Here is an 18,864-nt window from a genome sequence, read left to right on the forward strand (position 1 = left end):
TTTGATCGCCGGGTCTTTCAGTTCGCGGTGTTCTCGTTGACCAGCCGCAGCAGGCTCTCGCCGTCCATCTCGTCGAGCGACTCGGTGTCGTCGGAGGAGGTTTCGGCGGAGTCGCCGTCGTCGTGGGCCAGCCCGAGGACGAGGTCCAGCAGGCCGGCCTTGCGGAGTCGGCTGATCGGGATCGCCGCGAGGGCGTCCCGGATGTGGGCGTCCGGGTCGTCGGAGTCGGTGCCGCCCGGCAGGAGCTGCTGCTGCAGGTGTCCGGCCAGGGCGGCGGGGGTCGGGTGGTCGAACACGAGCGTCGCGGGCAGCGCCAGGCCGGTGGCGGCCTTGAGCCGGTTACGCAGCTCGACGGCGGTCACCGAGTCGTAGCCGACGTCGCGGAAGGCCCGCTGGGCCGGGAACGCGTCGGCGTCGGTGAAGCCGAGGGTCTGGGCGGCTTCGCGGCGCACCAGGTCGAGCACGACCCGGCTCCGCTCGGCCTCGGGCAGGCCCGCCAAGCGCTGGGTGAACGCCGACTCGTCGGCGTCGGCCTCCGGTTCGGCCAGCGCTTCCCGGACCTCCGGGATGCCGGTCAGCAGCGGGCTCGGGCGCCCGGCGGTGAAGCTGGGTGCGAAGCGCTGCCAGTCGGTGTTGGTGACGGTGAGGGTCGTGCTGCCGTCGGCCACGGCCTGCCGCAGCACCTGGATCGCCAGCTGCGGGTCCATCTGCAGCACACCGCGCTTGCGCAGCCGCTCGGCGTCGGCGGCGTCGGAGGCCGCCTTCCCGGCGTCGGCCCAGGCTCCCCAGGCGATCGACGTCGCGGGCAGACCGAGGGAACGCCGGTGCTGCGCCAGCCCGTCGAGGTAGGCGTTGGCCGCCGAGTAGGCGGACTGGCCGCCGCTGCCCCAGCTCGCCGCACCCGAGGAGAACAGCACGAACGCGTCCAGCTCGGTCTCGGCGGTGAGCTCGTGCAGGTGAGCGGCCGAGGTGGCCTTGGCCCGCAGCACGCCGTCGAAGTCCTCGCCGGTCAGCGAGTCGAGCCCGACGCCGCTGTCGAACACGCCCGCGGCGTGCACGACCGCGCGCAGCGGCCGGTCGCCGGGTGTTTCGGCCAGCAGCGCGGCCAGGGCGTCGCGGTCGGCGACGTCGCAGGCCCGCACCACGATCTCCGCGCCGGAGGCCGCCAGCTCGTCGCGCAGCTCGGCGGCGCCGGGGGCGTCCGGGCCGCGACGGCTGGCCAGCACCAGGCGTTCGGCGCCGTGCGCCACCGCCCAGCGGGCGACCTCGGCGCCCAGACCGCCGGTGCCCCCGGTGATGAGGACGGTGCCGCGGGGCTGCCACTCGTCGGTGCGCGGTCCGCGCGGCGCGCGGTGGAGGCGGCGCCCGAACACGCCGGACGAGCGCACCGCGAGCTGGTCCTCGTCCCCGGCTCCGGCCAGCACGGCCGCGAGCCGGTCGAGAACCGGCCGGTCGAGCTCGTCGGGCAGGTCGACGAGTCCGCCCCAGCGACGCGGGAGTTCCAGTCCCGCAACGCGTCCCAGCCCCCACAGCGCGGTCTGGGACGGGCTGCAAGCACCGCCGTCGACCGACGCGGCCCGGCGCGTGGCGCACCACAGCGGGGCGTCCAGGTCGAGGTCGCCGAGCGCCTGCAGCAGCGTCAGGGTGCTCAGCATCCCGACCGGGGTAGCGCCGAACACCGGGTGCGCCGCGTCGTTCACGCCCATCAGCGAGAGCACTCCGGCGATCTCGGTGTCCCGTGCGGCCTCGGCCAGCGCGGCGGCGAGCTTGTCGCGGTCGGCCGTCGGTGAGACCTCGACGCGCACGGCGGCATCGCCGAGCGCGGTGAGCGCGGTCTCGGCCCAGACGTCCGGTGCGTCCGGCACGACGGCCAGCCACTTCCCGGACGGCGTCCCGGCGAGTCCGGTCACCGGTGCCCAGTTCTCCTGGTAGCGCCAGGAGTTGGTGAGCGAGTGGGCGCGCTGCCTGGTGCGCCAGGACGACAGGGCGGGCGTGATGGTCGCCGCCGTCTCGGGGTCCAGTCCCAGCGCCGAGGCCAGGTCGCCGTCCTCGACGAGCTCCCAGAACGCCGAGTCCACCGGGTCGGCCTTCGTCGCGGTGCCCGGTTCGGGCCAGAACCGCTGCCGCTGGAAGGCGTAGGTGGGCAGGTCGACGCGGCGCGCACCGGGCCCGGTGAACAGCGTCGTCCAGTCGACGTCGACGCCGCGCACGTGCGCCTCGGCCAGCGAGGTCGCGAACCGCACGGGCCCGCCCTGCTGGCGGCGCAGCGTTCCCACGGCCGTGACGTCGACCTCGGCTCCCTCGGCGATCTGCTGCACGTTGACCGTGAGCACCGGGTGGGAGCTGGGTTCGACGAACACCCGGTAGCCGTCGGCGAGCAGCGCCTCCACGGCACCGGCGAAGTCGACCGGGCGGCGCGCGTTCTCGAACCAGTACTCGGCACCGAGCTCCGCTCCGTCGATGCGGCCGGTGGTGACGGTCGAGTAGAACGGGACGTCGGCGGCCCCGGGCCGCACGTCGGCCAGCGAGTCGACGAGCACCTCGCGCAGCGGGTCAACGTGGTCGCAGTGCGAGGCGACGGTGGCCACGACCCGCGCCCGCAGCTCGCGGGCCTCGCAGGCGGCCACGAACTCCTGCAGCGCGTCGTGATCACCGGCGACGGTGACCGCGGTGGGCCCGTTGATGCCGGCGAGGGTGAGCCGGTCGGACCACTGCTCCAGCAGCGGGGCGACCTCCTCGCGCCCGGCGGCGACGGAGGCGATGCCGCCGGTGCCGACGAGCTCGTCGGCGAACAGCTTGCTGCGCACGACGATGATGCGGGCCGCGTCGGTCAGGCTCAGCGCTCCGGCGACGTGGGCGGCGGCGACCTCGCCCTGCGAGTGGCCGACCACGGCGGCGGGTTCAACGCCGCAGGAGCGCCACAGCTCCGCCAGCGACACCATGACCGAGAACAGCACGGGCTGCAGGACCTCGATCCGCTGCAGCACCTCCGCGCCCTCGTCGGTGGTGGAGTCGCGCAGCACCTGCAGCAGCGACCAGCCGGTCATCGACGCGACGACCTCGTCGCAGTCGCGCATCCGCTGCTCGAAAACCGGTGCGGTGTCGAGGAGTTCGAGCGCCATGCCGGCCCACTGGGTTCCCTGCCCGGGGAACACCATGACCGGGCCGGGGCCGATCTCGCCGACCTCGCCGCGCACGACGCCGACGTCCTCACCGCCGCAGCGCAGTGCCACGGCGCGGTTCTCGAACCGCGTCCGGCTGGTCAGCAGCGAGTGCCCGATCTCGACCGGGCTGATCTCGGGGCGCGTCGCGGCGAAGTCCCGCACCCGCTCCAGCTGAGCGTCGGCGGCGGACTCCGAACGGCCCGAGACCACCCACGGCACGACTGCGCCCAGCGCACCGGCGAGGGCAGGTTCGTCGGCGGGTTCCTCGGGTTCGGCCTGCTCCAGGATGACGTGGGCGTTGGTGCCGCTGATGCCGAACGACGACACCGCGGCCCGCCGCGCCCGGCCGACCTCGGGCCAGTCCACCTGCGAGTTCAGCACCCGCACCCCGGAGGCGTCCCAGTCGACGTGCGAGGACGGCGTCTCGGCGTGCAGGGTTCGGGGCAGCGTGCCGTGCTGCAGCGCCTGCACCATCTTGATCACCCCGGCGACGCCCGCGGCGGCCTGGGTGTGGCCGATGTTGGACTTGATCGAGCCCAGCAGCAGCGGGGACTCCCGGTCCTGGCCGTAGGTGGCGGCGAGGGCCTGGACCTCGATCGGGTCGCCCAGCGCGGTGCCCGTGCCGTGCGCCTCGACCGCGTCGACGTCCGATGTGGACAGTCCTGCGGACGAGAGCGCTTGGCGGATCACGCGTTGCTGCGACGGTCCGTTCGGCGCGGTGAGGCCGTTGGAGGCGCCGTCCTGGTTGACGGCGCTGCCCCGCACGACCGCGAGCACCCGGTGGCCGCGGCGGCGCGCGTCGGAGAGCCGCTCCAGCACGACGATGCCGACGCCTTCGGCCCACCCGGCGCCGTCGGCGGCGTCGGAGAAGGCCTTGCAGCGTCCGTCGGGCGCGGAGGCGCCCTGCCGTTCGAGCTCCGAGATCGTCGCCGGTGTCGACATGATCGTCGCTCCCCCGGCCAGCGCCATGTCGCACTCGTCCTGGTGCAGCGACTGGGCGGCCAGGTGCATCGCCAGCAGCGACGACGAGCAGGCGGTGTCGACGGTGACGGCAGGGCCTTCGAAGCCGAAGTTGTAGGCCAGGCGGCCGGAGATCACGCTGCCCGCGACACCGGTCAGCGCGTGCCCGCCGGTGTCCTGGTCGGAGCCGGTCAGGACGTTGGCGTAGTCCTGCATGGTGTTGCCGACGAACACGCCGGTCCTGCTGCCGCGCAACGAGTCCGGGACGATGCCGGCGCGTTCCAGCGCCTCCCACGAGGTTTCCAGCAGCATCCGCTGCTGCGGGTCCATCGCCAGCGCTTCGCGCGGGGAGATGCCGAAGAACAGCGGGTCGAAGTCGGCCTGGTCGGCCAGGAACCCGCCGACGCCGGGGATCTCGCCGGAGCCCAGCAGCGCGTCGAGGTCCCAGCCGCGGTCGGTGGGGAACGCCGCGATGGCGTCCTGGCCGTCGACCAGCAGCTGCCACAGCTCCTCGGGGGAGGTGACGCCGCCGGGGAACCGGCAGGCCATGCCGACGATCGCGATCGGCTCGTCCACCCGGTCGCGGCGCTGGGCCACCTCGATCTCGCGGCGGTCGCCGAGCAGGTCGGCGAGCAGGTGCTCGGCCAGGGCACGCGGCGTCGGGTAGTCGTAGACGAGGCTCGCGGCCAGGGTCCTGCCGGTGGCGCGGGCGAGCTGGTTGCGCAGCTCGACACCGGTCAGCGAGTCGAAACCGAGGTCGCGGAAGGCCTTGTCGAGGCCGACCGCCGTCGGGTCGGCGTGGCCGAGCACGGCGCTGACGCGGCTGCGCACCAGGTCGAGCACGAGGTCGGTGCGGGCCTCGTCGTCGAGCTCGCGGAGTCGTTCGACGAAGCCGCTCGACGCGGTGGTGTCGCGGCGGGCCAGGATCTCGCGGGCTTCGGGCAGCTCGGACAGCAGCGGCAGGGGTCGCACGTCCAGCAGCGCGGCGAGGCTCTTCGGGTGCACCAGATCGGCGACGACGGCGGTGGCGGCGGGCCGCGCGACGGCCTGCCAGAGCGCGGTGATCGCCAGGTCCGGGTCCAGCGTCCCGGCACCGCCGCGCTCCAGCCGCTGGGCGACCTCGTCCTGCGCGGCCATGCCGCCGCCCGCCCAGGCGCCCCAGGCGATCGAGGTCGCGGGCCGGCCGGTGGCGCGGCGGCGCTGGGCCAGGGCGTCGAGGACGGCGTTGGCGGCCGCGTAGTTGGCCTGGCCCGGGTTGCCCACGGCACCGGCCACCGACGAGAACAGCACGAAGAAGTCCAGGTCACCGGCCAGTTCGTCGAGCAGCAGCGCGGAGTCGACCTTGGACCGGAACACCTCGGTGAAGCGGTCCGGGGTGAGCTGTTCCAGCACGCCGTCGTCGACGACACCGGCCGTGTGCACCACGCCGGTCAGGTCGACGCCGGTGAGCAGCGCGGTCAGCGCGTCGCGGTCGGCGACGTCGCAGGCCTCGATCCGCACCCGCGCGCCCAGGGCCGTGAGCTCGTCGTGCAGCTCGGCGGCTCCGGGGGCCTGCGGGCCGCGTCGGCTCACCAGGATCAGCTCGTCGACACCGCGCCGGGCGAGGTCGCGGGCGACGGTGGCGCCCAGCGCGCCGGTTCCGCCGGTGATGAGCACGGTCCCGGCCGGGTCGGCGCCGACGCTCCCGGCGCGGGGGCCGGGCACCAGCCTGCGGCCGTAGACGCCGTGCTCGCGGATCGCGACCTGGTCCTCGCCGCCGTCGGCGAGGACTGCGGCGAGCCGGTCGGTGCCGCCGTGCTCGGGCAGGTCGATCAGGCCGCCCCAGCGGGCGGGCAGTTCCAGCGCGGCCACCCGGCCCAGGCCCCACACGCCCGCGCGCATCGGGTCGGTGATCGGGTCGGCGTCGCCGGTGGAGACCGCGCCTCGGGTGACCGCCCAGATCGTCGCGTGGCTGCCGGCGAGCGCCTGGATCAGCTGCGCGGTGCCGGTCGGGTCGAGCAGCGACAGGACACCGGTGGGGTCCTCGGTGAGGTGTTCGGCGAGGTCGGCTCGGGTGTCGGTGACGCGGACGAGCCGGGCGCGGGTGCCGAGGGAGTCGACGATCGCGGTGGTCCACGGGTCGTCGGCGAGCTCGGCGGGCGCCACGACCAGCCACGTCCCGGTCAGCGGGGTCGTGGAGGGGGTCAGCGGTGTCCAGGACTCCTGGTAGCACCAGGAGTCCACGCGGGACTGGCCGCGGCGGCGTTCGCGCCAGGACGACAGGGCCGGGACGAGGTCGGCCACCGCCTGCTCCTCGACGCCGAGTTCGGAGGCGAGGGAGCCGTTGTCGATCAGGTCCCAGAACGCGTCGTCGCCGGTGCGGCGCTCCAGGCGTTCCGGCCAGTAGCGCTGGTGCTGGAACGGGTAGGTCGGCAGGTCGACGACGCGTGCGCCGGTGCCGGTGAAGCAGGGCGTCCAGTCGACGTCGACGCCGGACACGTGCAGCTGCGCCAGGGCCTCGACCAGGGCGGTTTCGCCGTCGCGGTCCTTGCGCTGGGCCGGGACCAGCACCGCGTCCGCACCGGCGGATTCGGCTGCCATCGCGGTGAGCACCCCGTCGGGGCCGAGCTCCAGGAACGCGGTGACGTCGGCGGCGGCGAGCCGGGCGACCGAGTCGCCGAACCGCACGGTCTCCCGCACGTGGGCAACCCAGAACTCCGGCGAGGTCACGTCCCCGTCGGTCGCGATCGGAATGCTGGGCTCCTGGAACGACAGTCCGCTGATCGCCTCGCGGAAGTCAGCCAGCATCGGCTCCATCAACGCCGAGTGAAACGCATGACTGACCAGCAGACGCCTAGACTTCCACCGCCGAGCCACAGCCATCACGGCGTCCTCGTCCCCGGCCAACACGACCGACTCCGGCCCGTTGACCGCAGCCAAAGAGATGACACCCGATCGAAAATTGCCATTTTCGTGCGGTCGAATACCGGAGTTTTCGGCGGGACGAATACTCCGGTATTCGTCCCCCCGAATCTGGGAGTTTTTGACCGGCGCAGCATCACCCGACAGGAACGGCAACACCTCGGACTCACTCGCGCGAACCGCCACCATCACCCCACCCGAAGGCAAGGCCTGCATCAACCTGGCTCGGGCCGAGATCAACGTGCAGGCGTCCTGGAGGGACAACACGCCGGCCACGTGGGCTGCGGCCACTTCCCCGATCGAGTGACCTGCGACGTAGTCCGGGCGGAGACCGAAGGACTCCGCCAGCCGGAACTGGGCCACCTCCAGGGCGAACAGGGCCGGTTGGGCGACGCCTGTTTGGTTGAGGGCTTCCTGATCGTCGCCCCACATAATCTCTCGGACCGAGGGGTCCAAGTGGGACAGGACCTCGTCCAAGGACTCCGCGAAGACCGGGAAGCGGTCGTAGAGGTCTCGGCCCATGCCCAGGCGTTGGGAGCCTTGGCCTGCGAAGAGGATTCCGGTGGAGCGGGGGTGGGCGGTGTTGCGGGCCGCTTCCGTAACGCCGTCGGGCGTGGCGAGCAGGACCGCGCGGTGTTCGAAGGTCGCGCGGGTGTCGGCGAGGGTGCGGCCGATGTCCGTGCGGGACTGATCCGGGTTGTCGCGGACGAAGGTCGTGAGCCGCTCCAGCTGGGCCGCCAGGGCTTCCTCGGAGCGGGCCGACACCGGCCACGGCACCACGGCGGCCGAGGTGTCGGCGTCCTCCACCGGAGCGGGTTCGGCGGCTTCGAGGATCACGTGGGCGTTGGTGCCGCTGACGCCGAACGACGACACACCGGCGCGGCGGGCGCGGCCGGTGTCCGGCCACTCCCGCGGCGACGCCAGCAGCTCCACCGCACCGGTCGTCCAGTCCACTTCGGACGACGGGGCGTCGACGTGCAGCGTGCGCGGCACGACGCCGTGCTGCATCGCCGCCACCATCTTGATGACGCCCGCGACACCGCCCGCCGACTGCGCGTGCCCGATGTTCGACTTGATCGACCCGAGCAGCACCGGCGTCTCCCGGCCCTGACCGTAGGTGGCCAGCACGGCCTGCGCCTCGATCGGGTCACCCAAAGTCGTTCCCGTGCCGTGCGCCTCCACGGCGTCCACTTCGGACGGTTCGAGTCCGGCGTTGGCCAGCGCTTGGCGGATCACGCGCTGCTGCGAAGGCCCGTTCGGGGCGGTGAGCCCGTTCGACGCGCCGTCCTGGTTCACCGCGCTGCCCCGCAGCACCGCCAGCACGCGGTGCCCGTTGCGGCGCGCGTCGGACAGCCGCTCCAGCGCGACCACGCCCGCGCCCTCGGACCAGCCGGTGCCGTCTGCCGCCTCGGCGAAGGCCTTGCAGCGGCCGTCCGGGGCGAGACCGCCCTGCCAGGTGAAGGCCGCGAACGCGTTCGGCGTCGCCATCACCCGCACGCCCCCGGCCAGCGCGAGGTCGCACTCGCCCTGGCGCAGCGACTGCGCGGCCAGGTGCATCGCCACCAGCGACGACGAGCACGCCGTGTCCACCGTCACCGCAGGGCCTTCCAGCCCGAGCAGGTAGGACAGGCGTCCGGAGAGCACGCTCGCGGAGAACGCGGTGGTGGCGTAGAGCTGGAAGTCCTCGCGCGCGGTCGACTCGGTGAGCAGGTCGCCGTAGTCCTGGCCGGTGGTCCCGGCAAACACGCCGGTGCGGCTGCCGCGCAGCGACGTGCCGTCGATGCCGGCGCGTTCCAGCGCCTCCCACGAGACCTCCAGCAGCAGCCGCTGCTGCGGGTCCATCGCCATCGCCTCGCGCGGCGAGATCCCGAAGAAGCCGGCGTCGAAGCCGGCGACGTCGGACAGGAATCCGCCCTGCGCGGTGGCGCTGTCGAGACGGTCCAGGTCCCAGCCGCGGTCGGTCGGGAACGGGCCGATGACGTCGCGACCCTCGGCCACCACGTCCCACAGCTGCTCAGGCGAGGACACCCCGCCCGGGTAGCGGCAGCCCATGCCGACGATCGCGATCTCCTCGTCGGAGGGGGCCGCGCCGACGACGGTCACCGCGACCGGGCGGGTCTCGCCGAGCAGGCGTTCCCGCAGGTGCGCGGCCACGGCCTTCGCGGTCGGGTGGTCGAAGACCAGCGTCGTCGGCAACGCGAGACCGGTGGCGGTGCGCAGCCGGTTGCGGACGTCGACGGCGGTGACGGAGTCGAAGCCGAGCTCCCGGAAGGCGCGCTCGACCGGCATCTCACCGGGGTCGTCGTAGCCCAGGGCCCGCCCGGCTTCGGCGCGCACCAGGTCGAGCAGCATCCGCTCCTGCTCGGCCTCGCTTCGTCCGGCGAGGCGTCGTTGCAGGTCGGAGGCGTTGTCGGGCTGGTCGTCGACGAGGGCCTGCCGGGCTTCGGGGATGCCGGTCAGCAGCGGGCTGGGCCGTCCGGCGGTGAAGCCGGGAGCGAAGCGCTGCCAGTCGGTGTGGGTGACGGTGAGGGTCGTCGTACCGTCCTCGATGGCGTGCTGCAGCACCAGCAGCGCCCGCTGCGGGTCCATCGGCTGCACGCCGACCTTCCGCATCCGCTCGGCCAGCTCGGGGTCGGCGGCCATGCCCGCACCGGCCCACGCGCCCCAGGCGATCGACGTCGCGGGCAGCCCCAGCGAACGCCGGTAGTGCGCCAGCCCGTCGAGGTAGGCGTTGGCGGCGGCGTAGGCGGACTGGCCGCCGCTGCCCCAGCTCGCCGCACCCGAGGAGAACAGCACGAACGCGTCCAGCTCGGTCCCGGCGGTGAGCTCGTGCAGGTGGCGCGCGGCGGTGGCCTTGGCGCGCAGCACCACCTCGAGGTCCTCGCCGGTGAGCTGGTCGACGGGGGCTTCGCCCTCGCCGCTGACGGCGGCGTGCACGACGGCCGTGAGCGGGCAGTCCTCCGGCACCCGCGCGAGCACCCCGGCCAGGGCGTCGCGGTCGGCGACGTCGCAGGACTCGACGGTGACCCGGGCACCCAGCGCGGTCAGGTCCTCGCGCAGCTGCGCCGCTCCGGGCGCGTCGGGTCCGCGACGGCTCAGCAGCAGCACGTGCTCGGCGCCCCGCTCCACGGCCCAGCGGGCGACCTGCCCACCGAGCGCGCCGGTGCCGCCGGTGATCAGGACGGTCCCGCGGGCCCGCCACTCGGCGCCGGTCCCGCCGCGCGGGGCGCGGGTGAGGCGTCGCCCGAACGCCCCGGACGAGCGCACGGCGATCTGGTCCTCGCCGCTGGTCAGCGCGGCGGCGAGGTGCTCGGCGACGCGCTCGTCGAGCTCGTCGGGCAGGTCGATGAGCCCGCCCCACCGGTCCGGCAGGTCCAGGGCGGCGACCCGGCCGAGCCCCCACAGCGCCGTCTGCTCGGGGTGGCGCACCGGGTCGGACTCGCCGATCGACACCGCTCCCCGGGTCGCGCACCACAGCGGAGCGCGAATCCCGGCTTCTCCCAACGCCTTCAGCAGCTCCACCGTCGAGGTCAGCGGGTCGTCAGCCAGCAACGAGAGGATTCCGGCGGGTTCGTCGGTCACCTCGGCGAGGCGGTCGGCCAGCGCGGTCTCGTCGCTCACCTCCAGCAGCACGACGTCGGTGCCCAGCTCCGGAACGGCTTCGCCCGGGCGGGCCAGCACGAGCCAGGTCCCGGACGGAGCGGGGTGCGAGGACGCGATGGGCGCCCAGGTCTCCCGGTAGCGCCAGGTGTCGAGGGTGGCCCGGGTGCGGGAGCGGTCCCGCCACGAGGCCAGCGCGGGGGCCACCACCGCGGCGGTGTCGGCGTCGAGGTCGAGGGCCGCGGCGAGGTTCCCGTCGTCGACGAGCTCCCACAGCTCCGCGTCGACCGGGTCGGCGGTCCCGGCCGGTTCGACCGGGTCCTCCCAGTAGCGCTGGCGCTGGAACGGGTAGGTGGGCAGGGACACCCGCCGTGCGCCCGGGAACAGCGAGGCCCAGTCGACCTCGACGCCGCGCACGTGCGCCTCGGCGACCGAGGCCAGCAGCTGCGCCCACTCCCCCTGGTCGCGACGCAGCGTTGCCAGCACGACGCCCTCGGCACCGGCGTCGTCGAGGGTCTGCTCGACCGCGTGGGTGAGCACCGGGTGCGCGCTGGGCTCGACGAACACCCCGAAACCGTCGGCGAGCAGGGTGCGCGTGGTGTCCTCGAAGCGGACCGTCCGGCGCAGGTTCCCGTACCAGTACTCGGGATCCAGGCCGGCGGTGTCGATCAGCCCGCCGGTGACCGTGGAGTAGAACGGGATCTCGCCGGTGCGCGGGCGGATGTCGGCCAGCTCGCCGAGGACCCGCTCGCGGATGGCCTCCACCTGCGGGCTGTGCGAGGCGTAGTCGACGCTGACCCGGCGGGCCCGGACGCCTTCGGCTTCGCACTGCGCCGCGAATTCGTCCAGCGCCTCGTCGTCACCGGCGACGACGGTCGACTGCGGCGCGTTGACCACGGCCACCGCGAGCCGGTCGCCCCACGGCTCCAGCCGCAGCGCGCTCTCCGGCGCGGCGACCGAGAGCATCCCGCCGCGGCCGGACAGCGAGTCGGCGACGGCGATGCTGCGCAGCGCGACGACGCGGGCGGCGTCGGACAGGCTCAGCGCACCGGACACCGCGGCGGCGGCGATCTCGCCCTGCGAATGTCCCACCACCGCAGCCGGTTCCACGCCCATCGAGCGCCACAGGTGCGCCAGCGACACCATCGTCGCCCACAGCACCGGCTGGACCACGTCGACGCGCTCCAGCGACGGCGCGTCGTCGGCCTCGCGCAGCACGTCCAGCAGCGACCAGTCGACGAACGGTTCCAGCACGGCCGCGCACTCGGCGATCCGCTCGTCGAACGCCGCCGAACGTCCCAGCAGCGCGCGGCCCATGCCGACCCACTGCGAGCCCTGCCCGGGGAAGACGAACGCGACCTTGCCGACCCGCCCGGCCGAGCCGCGCACCACGCGGGCGTCGGGCCGGTCGGCGGCCAGCGAGTCCAGCGCCTCGCGCAGCTCGTCGCGGTCAGCGCCGAGCACCACGGCCCGCCGCTCGAACGACGACCGGGTCGTGACCAGCGAGAACCCGATGTCCTGCGGTTCCGCGTCGACGTCGCGCAGCCGGGCGGCCTGGGCGCGCAGCGCCTGCTCGGAGCGGGCCGAGAGCACCCACGGCACCACCGCGGGCGGCGCGCCCGGCTCGGCGGGGAGGTCGACGTGCGGGGCCTGTTCGAGGATGACGTGGGCGTTGGTGCCGCTGATGCCGAACGACGACACCCCGGCCCGGTGCGGGCGGTCGGTCTCCGGCCACGGCGTCGACTCGGTGAGCAGCCGGACGCCGCCGGTGGACCAGTCGACCTGGCTGCTGGGTTCCTCGGCGTGCAGGGTGCGGGGCAGCATCCCGTTGCGCAGCGCCAGGATCATCTTGATGACCCCGCCGATCCCGGCGGCGGCCTGGGCGTGGCCGATGTTGGACTTCAGCGCGCCCAGCAGCAGCGGGTGCTCGCGGTCCCGGCCGTAGGTGGCCAGCAGGGCCTGGGCCTCGATCGGGTCGCCCAGCGGCGTCCCGGTTCCGTGCCCCTCCACGGCGTCCACATCGGACGGATGCAGTCCGGCGGTCGCGAGCGCCTGGCGGATGACGCGCTGCTGCGCGGGACCGTTGGGCGCGGTGAGACCGTTGGAGGCGCCGTCCTGGTTGACCGCGCTACCGCGCACCACGGCCAGCACCTCGTGACCGTTGCGGCGCGCGTCCGAAAGCCGTTCCAGGACCACGACTCCCGCACCCTCCGACCAGCCCATGCCGTCGGCGGAGTCGGAGAAGGGCTTGCAGCGGCCGTCGGGCGCCAGGCCGCGCAGCCGCCCGAAGATCGTGAAGGCCTCCGGCGTCGACATCACCGTCACGCCGCCGGCCAGGGCCAGGTCGCACTCGCCGGAGCGCAGCGACTGCACCGCCAGGTGCAGGGCGACCAGCGACGACGAGCACGCCGTGTCCACCGACAGCGCCGGCCCCTCCAGGCCGAGGGTGTAGGCGACGCGGCCGGACACGAGGCTGCCGCCGCTGCTGGTCGCGGCGTCGGTGCCGCGCGCGTAGTCGTGGTACATCACGCCCGCGAACACCCCGGTCGGGCTGCCCTTCAGGGCTCGCGGGTCGATGCCCGCGCGCTCGACGGCCTCCCAGGCGACCTCCAGCATGAGCCGCTGCTGCGGATCGGTCTGGGTGGCCTCGGCCGGGGAGATCCCGAAGAAGCCGGGGTCGAATCCCGTTGCGCCGTCGACGAATCCACCGGTGGAGACGTAGGTGCGGCCGACCTTGCCGGGTTCGGGGTCGAAGATCCGGTCGACGTCCCAGCCGCGGTCGGTGGGGAACGCGCCGGTGGTGTCGGTGCCGTCGACCAGCAGCCGCCACAGGTCCTCCGGGGTGGCCGCGCCGCCCGGGTAGCGGCAGCTCATCGACACGACCGCGATCGGGTCGTCGCCGTTCTCGCCGCGCGCGGTGATCTCGTCGTGGCGGGCGACGCCGCGCAGGTCGTCGTCGAGGTGCCGCACGACGTCCAGCGGCGTCGGGTGGTCGAACACGAGGGTCGCGGGCAGTCGCAGGCCGGTCGCGGTGGCGAGCCGGTTGCGGAATTCCACGGCGGTCAGCGAGTCGAACCCGAGCTCCTGGAAGGCGCGGTCGGGTTCGACGGCCTCCGGGGAGGCGTGCCCGAGCACCGACGCGGCGGTGGAGCGCACCAGGTCGAGGAACGCGGCGCGGCGGTCGGCGTCATCGAGCCCGGCCAGGCGGCCGAGCTGCGAGGTCCCGGTGGCGCGGGCCGGGCCGCGCGCGAATCCGCGCAGCAGCGCGGGCACTTGGCCGTCGCGGGCCCGCAGCGCCGCGGTGGACAGGCGCAGCGGGGCGAGCTGGGCGGCGTCGGCGGTCAGCGCGGCGTCGAACAGGGCGAGCGCGTCCTCGCCGGTCAGCGGCAGGAAGCCCTGCTCGCGCATCCGGTCCCAGTCGGTGCTCGTTAGGCCCGCGCTGAGCCCGACGTCGAGCACCCCGTAGTCCAGCGAGATCGCGGGCAGCCCCTGGGCGCGGCGGTGCGCGGCGAGGGCGTCGAGGAAGACGTTGGCGGCGGCGTAGTTCGCCTGCCCGGCGGCGAGCACGAGACCGCCGGCGGAGGAGATCAGCACGAACATCGCCAGGTCGCGGTCGCGGGTGAGCTCGTGCAGGTGCCAGGCGGCGTCGGCCTTCGGGCGCAGCACCTCGTCGAGGCGCTGCGGGGTGAGGGATTCGACGACGCCGTTGTCGGTGATCCCGGCCGCGTGGACGACGCCGGCCAGGTCGTCGACGTCGTCGAGGACCGCGGCGAGCGCGTCCCGGTCGGCGACGTCGCAGGCCACCACCGACACCGCGGCACCGAGCTCGGTCAGCTCCGCGCACAGCTCCTCGGCACCGGGCGCGTCCAGGCCGCGACGGCTGGTCAGCACCAGGCGGCGCACGCCGTGCGCGGTGACGAGGTGCCGGGCCAGCAGGGCACCGAACCCACCGGTACCGCCGGTGACGAGCACGGTCCCCTCCCCCACCTGCGGGGACGTGGTGTCGCGGGCGGTGCTGCGGGTGAGCCGGGGCGCGCGCAGGATTCCCGCGCGGACGGTCGCCTCGGGTTCGCCCGCCGCGACCGCCGCCGGGATGAGGGCGCGGTCGTCGACGTCGAGGAGCTGGAAGCGGCCGGGGTTCTCGGCCTCGGCGGCCCGGATCAGCCCCCACACCGGGGCCTGGGCGAGGTCGACGTCGTCGGTGTCGAGGGCGCCTTCGGTGACCACAACCAGCCGCGAGTCGGCGCAGCGGTCGTCGGACAGCCACGACTGCACCGCCGTCAGCACGGCCGCGGCCACCGAGTGCGCTCCGCTCAGCGGCGCCTCGCCCGCCGGGCACAGCACGGCCACCACGTCGGGGATCTCCGCCGAGTCGAGCAACGCGGGCAGCGCGTCGAGATCGACCACGGCGCAGTCTGTTTCGGCTTCCGGCAGCGGCCGGGTGGTCCACTCCAGGCCGAACAGCGAGTCGGTGCGGTGCTGCGAGCCCAGCTGCTCGGCGGTGACCGGGCGTCCGACCAGCGCGTTGACTGTCAGCACCGGACGGCCCAGCTCGTCGGCCAGGTGCAGGGTCGCGGTGCCGTTGCCGTCGGGCACCATCCGGACCCGCACCGCGTCGGCGCCGGTGGCGTGCAGCGAGACGCCGTTCCACACGAACGGCAGCGACACGTCGTCGCGTCCGAGCAGCGAGACGTGCAGGGCCGCGTCCAGCAGCGCGGGATGGATGCCGTAGTCCTCGGTTCCGGTGCCGTCGGGCAGGGCGACCTCGGCGAACAGCTCGTCGCCGCGCCGCCAGGCCGCGCGCAGGCCCCGGAACACCGGGCCGTAGGCGTACCCGGCGTCGGCGAGGGCGTCGTAGACGCCGGTGACGTCGATCGGCTCCACCCGCGGCGGCGGCCACTCGGCGAGGTCGACGTCAGGTGCCGGGGCCCCGGGCGCGACGGTGCCCTCGGCGTGCAGGGTCCACGGCGCGTCGCCGTGCGGGCGGGCGTGCACGGTGATCCGGCGCCTGCCGGCCTCGTCGGCACCGGCCACCGCCACCTGGATGGCGACGGCGCCGTCCTGCGGGATCAGCAGCGGTGCCCGCAGGGTGAGCTCGTCGACGACGTCGCAGTCCACCCGCTGCGCGGCGTGCGCCGCCAGCTCCGCGAACGCGGTGCCAGGCAGCAGCACCGAGCCGAGCACCACGTGGTCGGCCAGCCACGGCAGCGCGGCGGTGGACAGCGTACCGGTGAAGGTCACGCCGTCGGAGTCGGGCTGCTCGACGACCGCGCCCAGCAGCGGATGCGCGGCCGGGGCGAGACCGCGCGCGGCGAGGCTGCCGATGTCACCGCCGAGCCAGGAGTTCGCCAGGTGCTCGCGCGGATCGAGCCAGAAGCGCCGACGCTGGAAGGGGTAGGTGGACAGGTCGACGCGGCGCGCACCGCTGTCGCGGTAGAACGCGGCCCAGTCGACGTCGGCACCGGCCACGAACAGCCCGGCCAGGCCGGTGATCGCGGCGGTGCGCTCGCTGCGGTGACGCCGCCCGAGCGCGACCGCCACCGGCCGAGTCGCCCCGAGGTCGTCCTCGGCGTCGAGGGTTTCCAGCACCATCGGGGTCAGGGCCGCGTCGGGCCCGACCTCGGCGAAGCGGGACGCGCCGAGCCGGCGCAGGCCGGAGATCGCATCGGCGAAGCGCACGGTGCCGCGCACCTGCCGGACCCAGAACGCCGGATCCGACATCTGGTCGGTGATCTGCTCGCCGGTCACCGCCGACACCAGCGGGATCTGCGGGGTGCCGAAGGACAGCCCGGTGATCTCGGCTTCGAAGGCGGCCAGCATCGGTTCCATCAGCGGCGAGTGGAAGGCGTGCGACACCCGCAGCCTGCGAGTCCGCCACCCGCGCTCGGCGCAGTCCTCGGCGACGGCCAGCACCGCGTCCTCGGAACCGGAGAGGACCACCGAGGACGGGCCGTTGACGGCCGCGATCTCCACGTCGGCGGACAGCAGCGGCAGCACGTCGCGCTCGGCCGCTCCGACCGCGACCATCGCGCCGCCGGCCGGGAGTTCCTGCATCAGCCGCCCTCGCGCGGCCACCAGCGCGCACGCGTCGTCCAGCGACAGCACCCCGGCGACGTGCGCGGCGGCGATCTCACCGATCGAGTGCCCCGCCACGGCGTCCGGGCGCACGCCCCAGGACTCCAGCAGCCGGAACAGCGCCACCTCGAACGCGAACAGACCGGCCTGGGCGAACAGCGTCTCGTCCAGCAGCTCGTCCCCGGCCTCCCCGAGGACGACCTCCCGCACATCCCGCCCGACCAGGGCGCTCAACCGGTCGACGATCTCGTCGAAAGCCTCGGCGAACACGGGAAAACCGGCGCGCAGATCCGCCCCCATCCCGGCCCACTGCGCCCCCTGCCCGGAGAACACGAACGCGGTCCCCCCGGCCACGACCCGCCCGGACACCACCCCAGGCCCGTCCTCACCCCTGGCCAGAGCCCCCACCCCGGCCACCAAACCCGAGCCACTCCCGTCCTCAACCCCCGGATTACCCCGGTTTTCGGGTTCCCGATTACTCCGGTTTTCGGGTTCCGGATTACTCCGGTATTCGGGTTCCCGATTACTGCCGTATTCCGGGTCCTGATTACGGGAGTTTTCCGTGTGCGGGGTACGGGAGGTGTCGTGGTCCGGGGTGTCGGGGGTGGGATCGAGGACGACCGCGCGGTGTTCGAAGACGGGGGTGGCGGCGAGGGAGAACCCGATGTCCAGGGGGTGTTCGGCGGTGCGGTCGAGGAGGTTCCGGGCTCGGGCGCGAAGGGCTTCGGGGGTTCGGGCCGAGAGAGGCCAGGGGGTGGCCGGCAGCGGGCGGCGCTCGGTCTCCTCCGAGTCCTCGGCCGGGGCCTGCTCCAGGATGACGTGAGCGTTGGTGCCGCTGATGCCGAACGACGACACGCCCGCGCGACGCGGGGCCCCGGTCTCCGGCCAGGGCGTGGCCTCGCGGAGCAGCCGGACGGTGCCGGTGGACCAGTCGACGCGGCTGCTGGGTTCGTCGACGTGCAGGGTCTTCGGCAGCACGCCGTGCCGCAGCGCCATCACCATCTTGATGACGCCGCCGACTCCCGAGGCCGCCTGCGCATGGCCGATGTTCGACTTCAGCGAGCCCAGCCACAGCGGGCGGTCGGCGGGCCGGTCGGTGCCGTAGGTGCCCAGCAGGGCCTGCGCCTCGATCGGATCGCCGAGCGACGTGCCGGTGCCGTGGCCCTCCACGGCGTCGACCTGGTCGGCCGAGATCCGCGCGTTGGCCAGCGCCTGCCGGATGACGCGGCGCTGCGCGGGACCGTTCGGGGCGGTCAGCCCGCTCGACGCGCCGTCCTGGTTGACCGCGCTGCCCCGCACCACGGCCAGCACCCGGTGGCCGTTGCGGCGCGCGTCGGACAGGCGCTCGACGACGAGCACACCCACGCCCTCCGCCCACGAGGTGCCGTCGGCGGAGTCGGCGAACGAGCGGCAGCGACCGTCGGCGGACAACCCGCGCTGCCTGCTGAACTCGATGAACGTCTCCGGAGTGGCCATCACGGTCACGCCACCGGCCAGCGCGAGGTCCGACTCGCCGGTGCGCAGCGACCGCACGGCCGCGTGCAGCGACACCAGCGACGACGAGCAGGCGGTGTCGACGGTGACCGCCGGGCCCTCCAGGCCGAACACGTAGGACAACCGGCCGGAGGCGACCGATCCGGAGTTCGAGTTCGCCGGGTAGTCGTGGTACATCATGCCGACGAACACGCCGGTCCGGCTGCCGCGCAGCGTGCCCGGCTCGATGCCCGCGCGCTCGAACGCCTCCCACGAGGTCTCCAGCAGCAGGTGCTGCTGCGGGTCCATCGCGGCCGCCTCGTTCGGGCTGATCCCGAAGAACGCCGGATCGAAATCGCCTGCGTCGTGCAGGAATCCGCCGTGCCGGCTGTAGGTGGTGTTCGGCGCTTCACCGGTGGGGTCGTGGAGGCGTTCGACGTCCCAGCCCCGGTTGGTGGGGAACTCGGAGACGGCGTCGACGCCGTCGGACACCAGCCGCCACAGCTCGTCCGGGCCGGTCACGCCGCCCGGGTAGCGGCAGGCCATGCCGACGATCGCGATCGGCTCGCTGGCGGCGGCGACGAGCTCGCGGTTCTGGGCCCGCAGCTGCTCGGTCTCCTTCAGCGACGCCCGCAGGGCTCCGACGAGCCTGTCCTGGTTTCCGAAGTCCTTGGACTCAGCCATGTTTCAG

General features: G+C 74.1%; 1 protein-coding gene. It reads right to left on the bottom strand.

What is annotated here, in order from left to right; translation table 11 throughout:
- Positions 1 to 17 precede the first annotated feature (17 nt).
- Positions 18 to 18,809 (bottom strand): type I polyketide synthase, encoded by an 18,792-nt coding sequence (locus tag BM424_RS29435; RefSeq protein WP_425442008.1) that lies wholly within the window; start codon positions 18,807 to 18,809, stop codon positions 18 to 20.
- Positions 18,810 to 18,864 lie beyond the last annotated feature (55 nt).

Source organism: Saccharopolyspora flava, assembly GCF_900116135.1.
In the GTDB taxonomy this organism is placed as follows: domain Bacteria; phylum Actinomycetota; class Actinomycetes; order Mycobacteriales; family Pseudonocardiaceae; genus Saccharopolyspora; species Saccharopolyspora flava.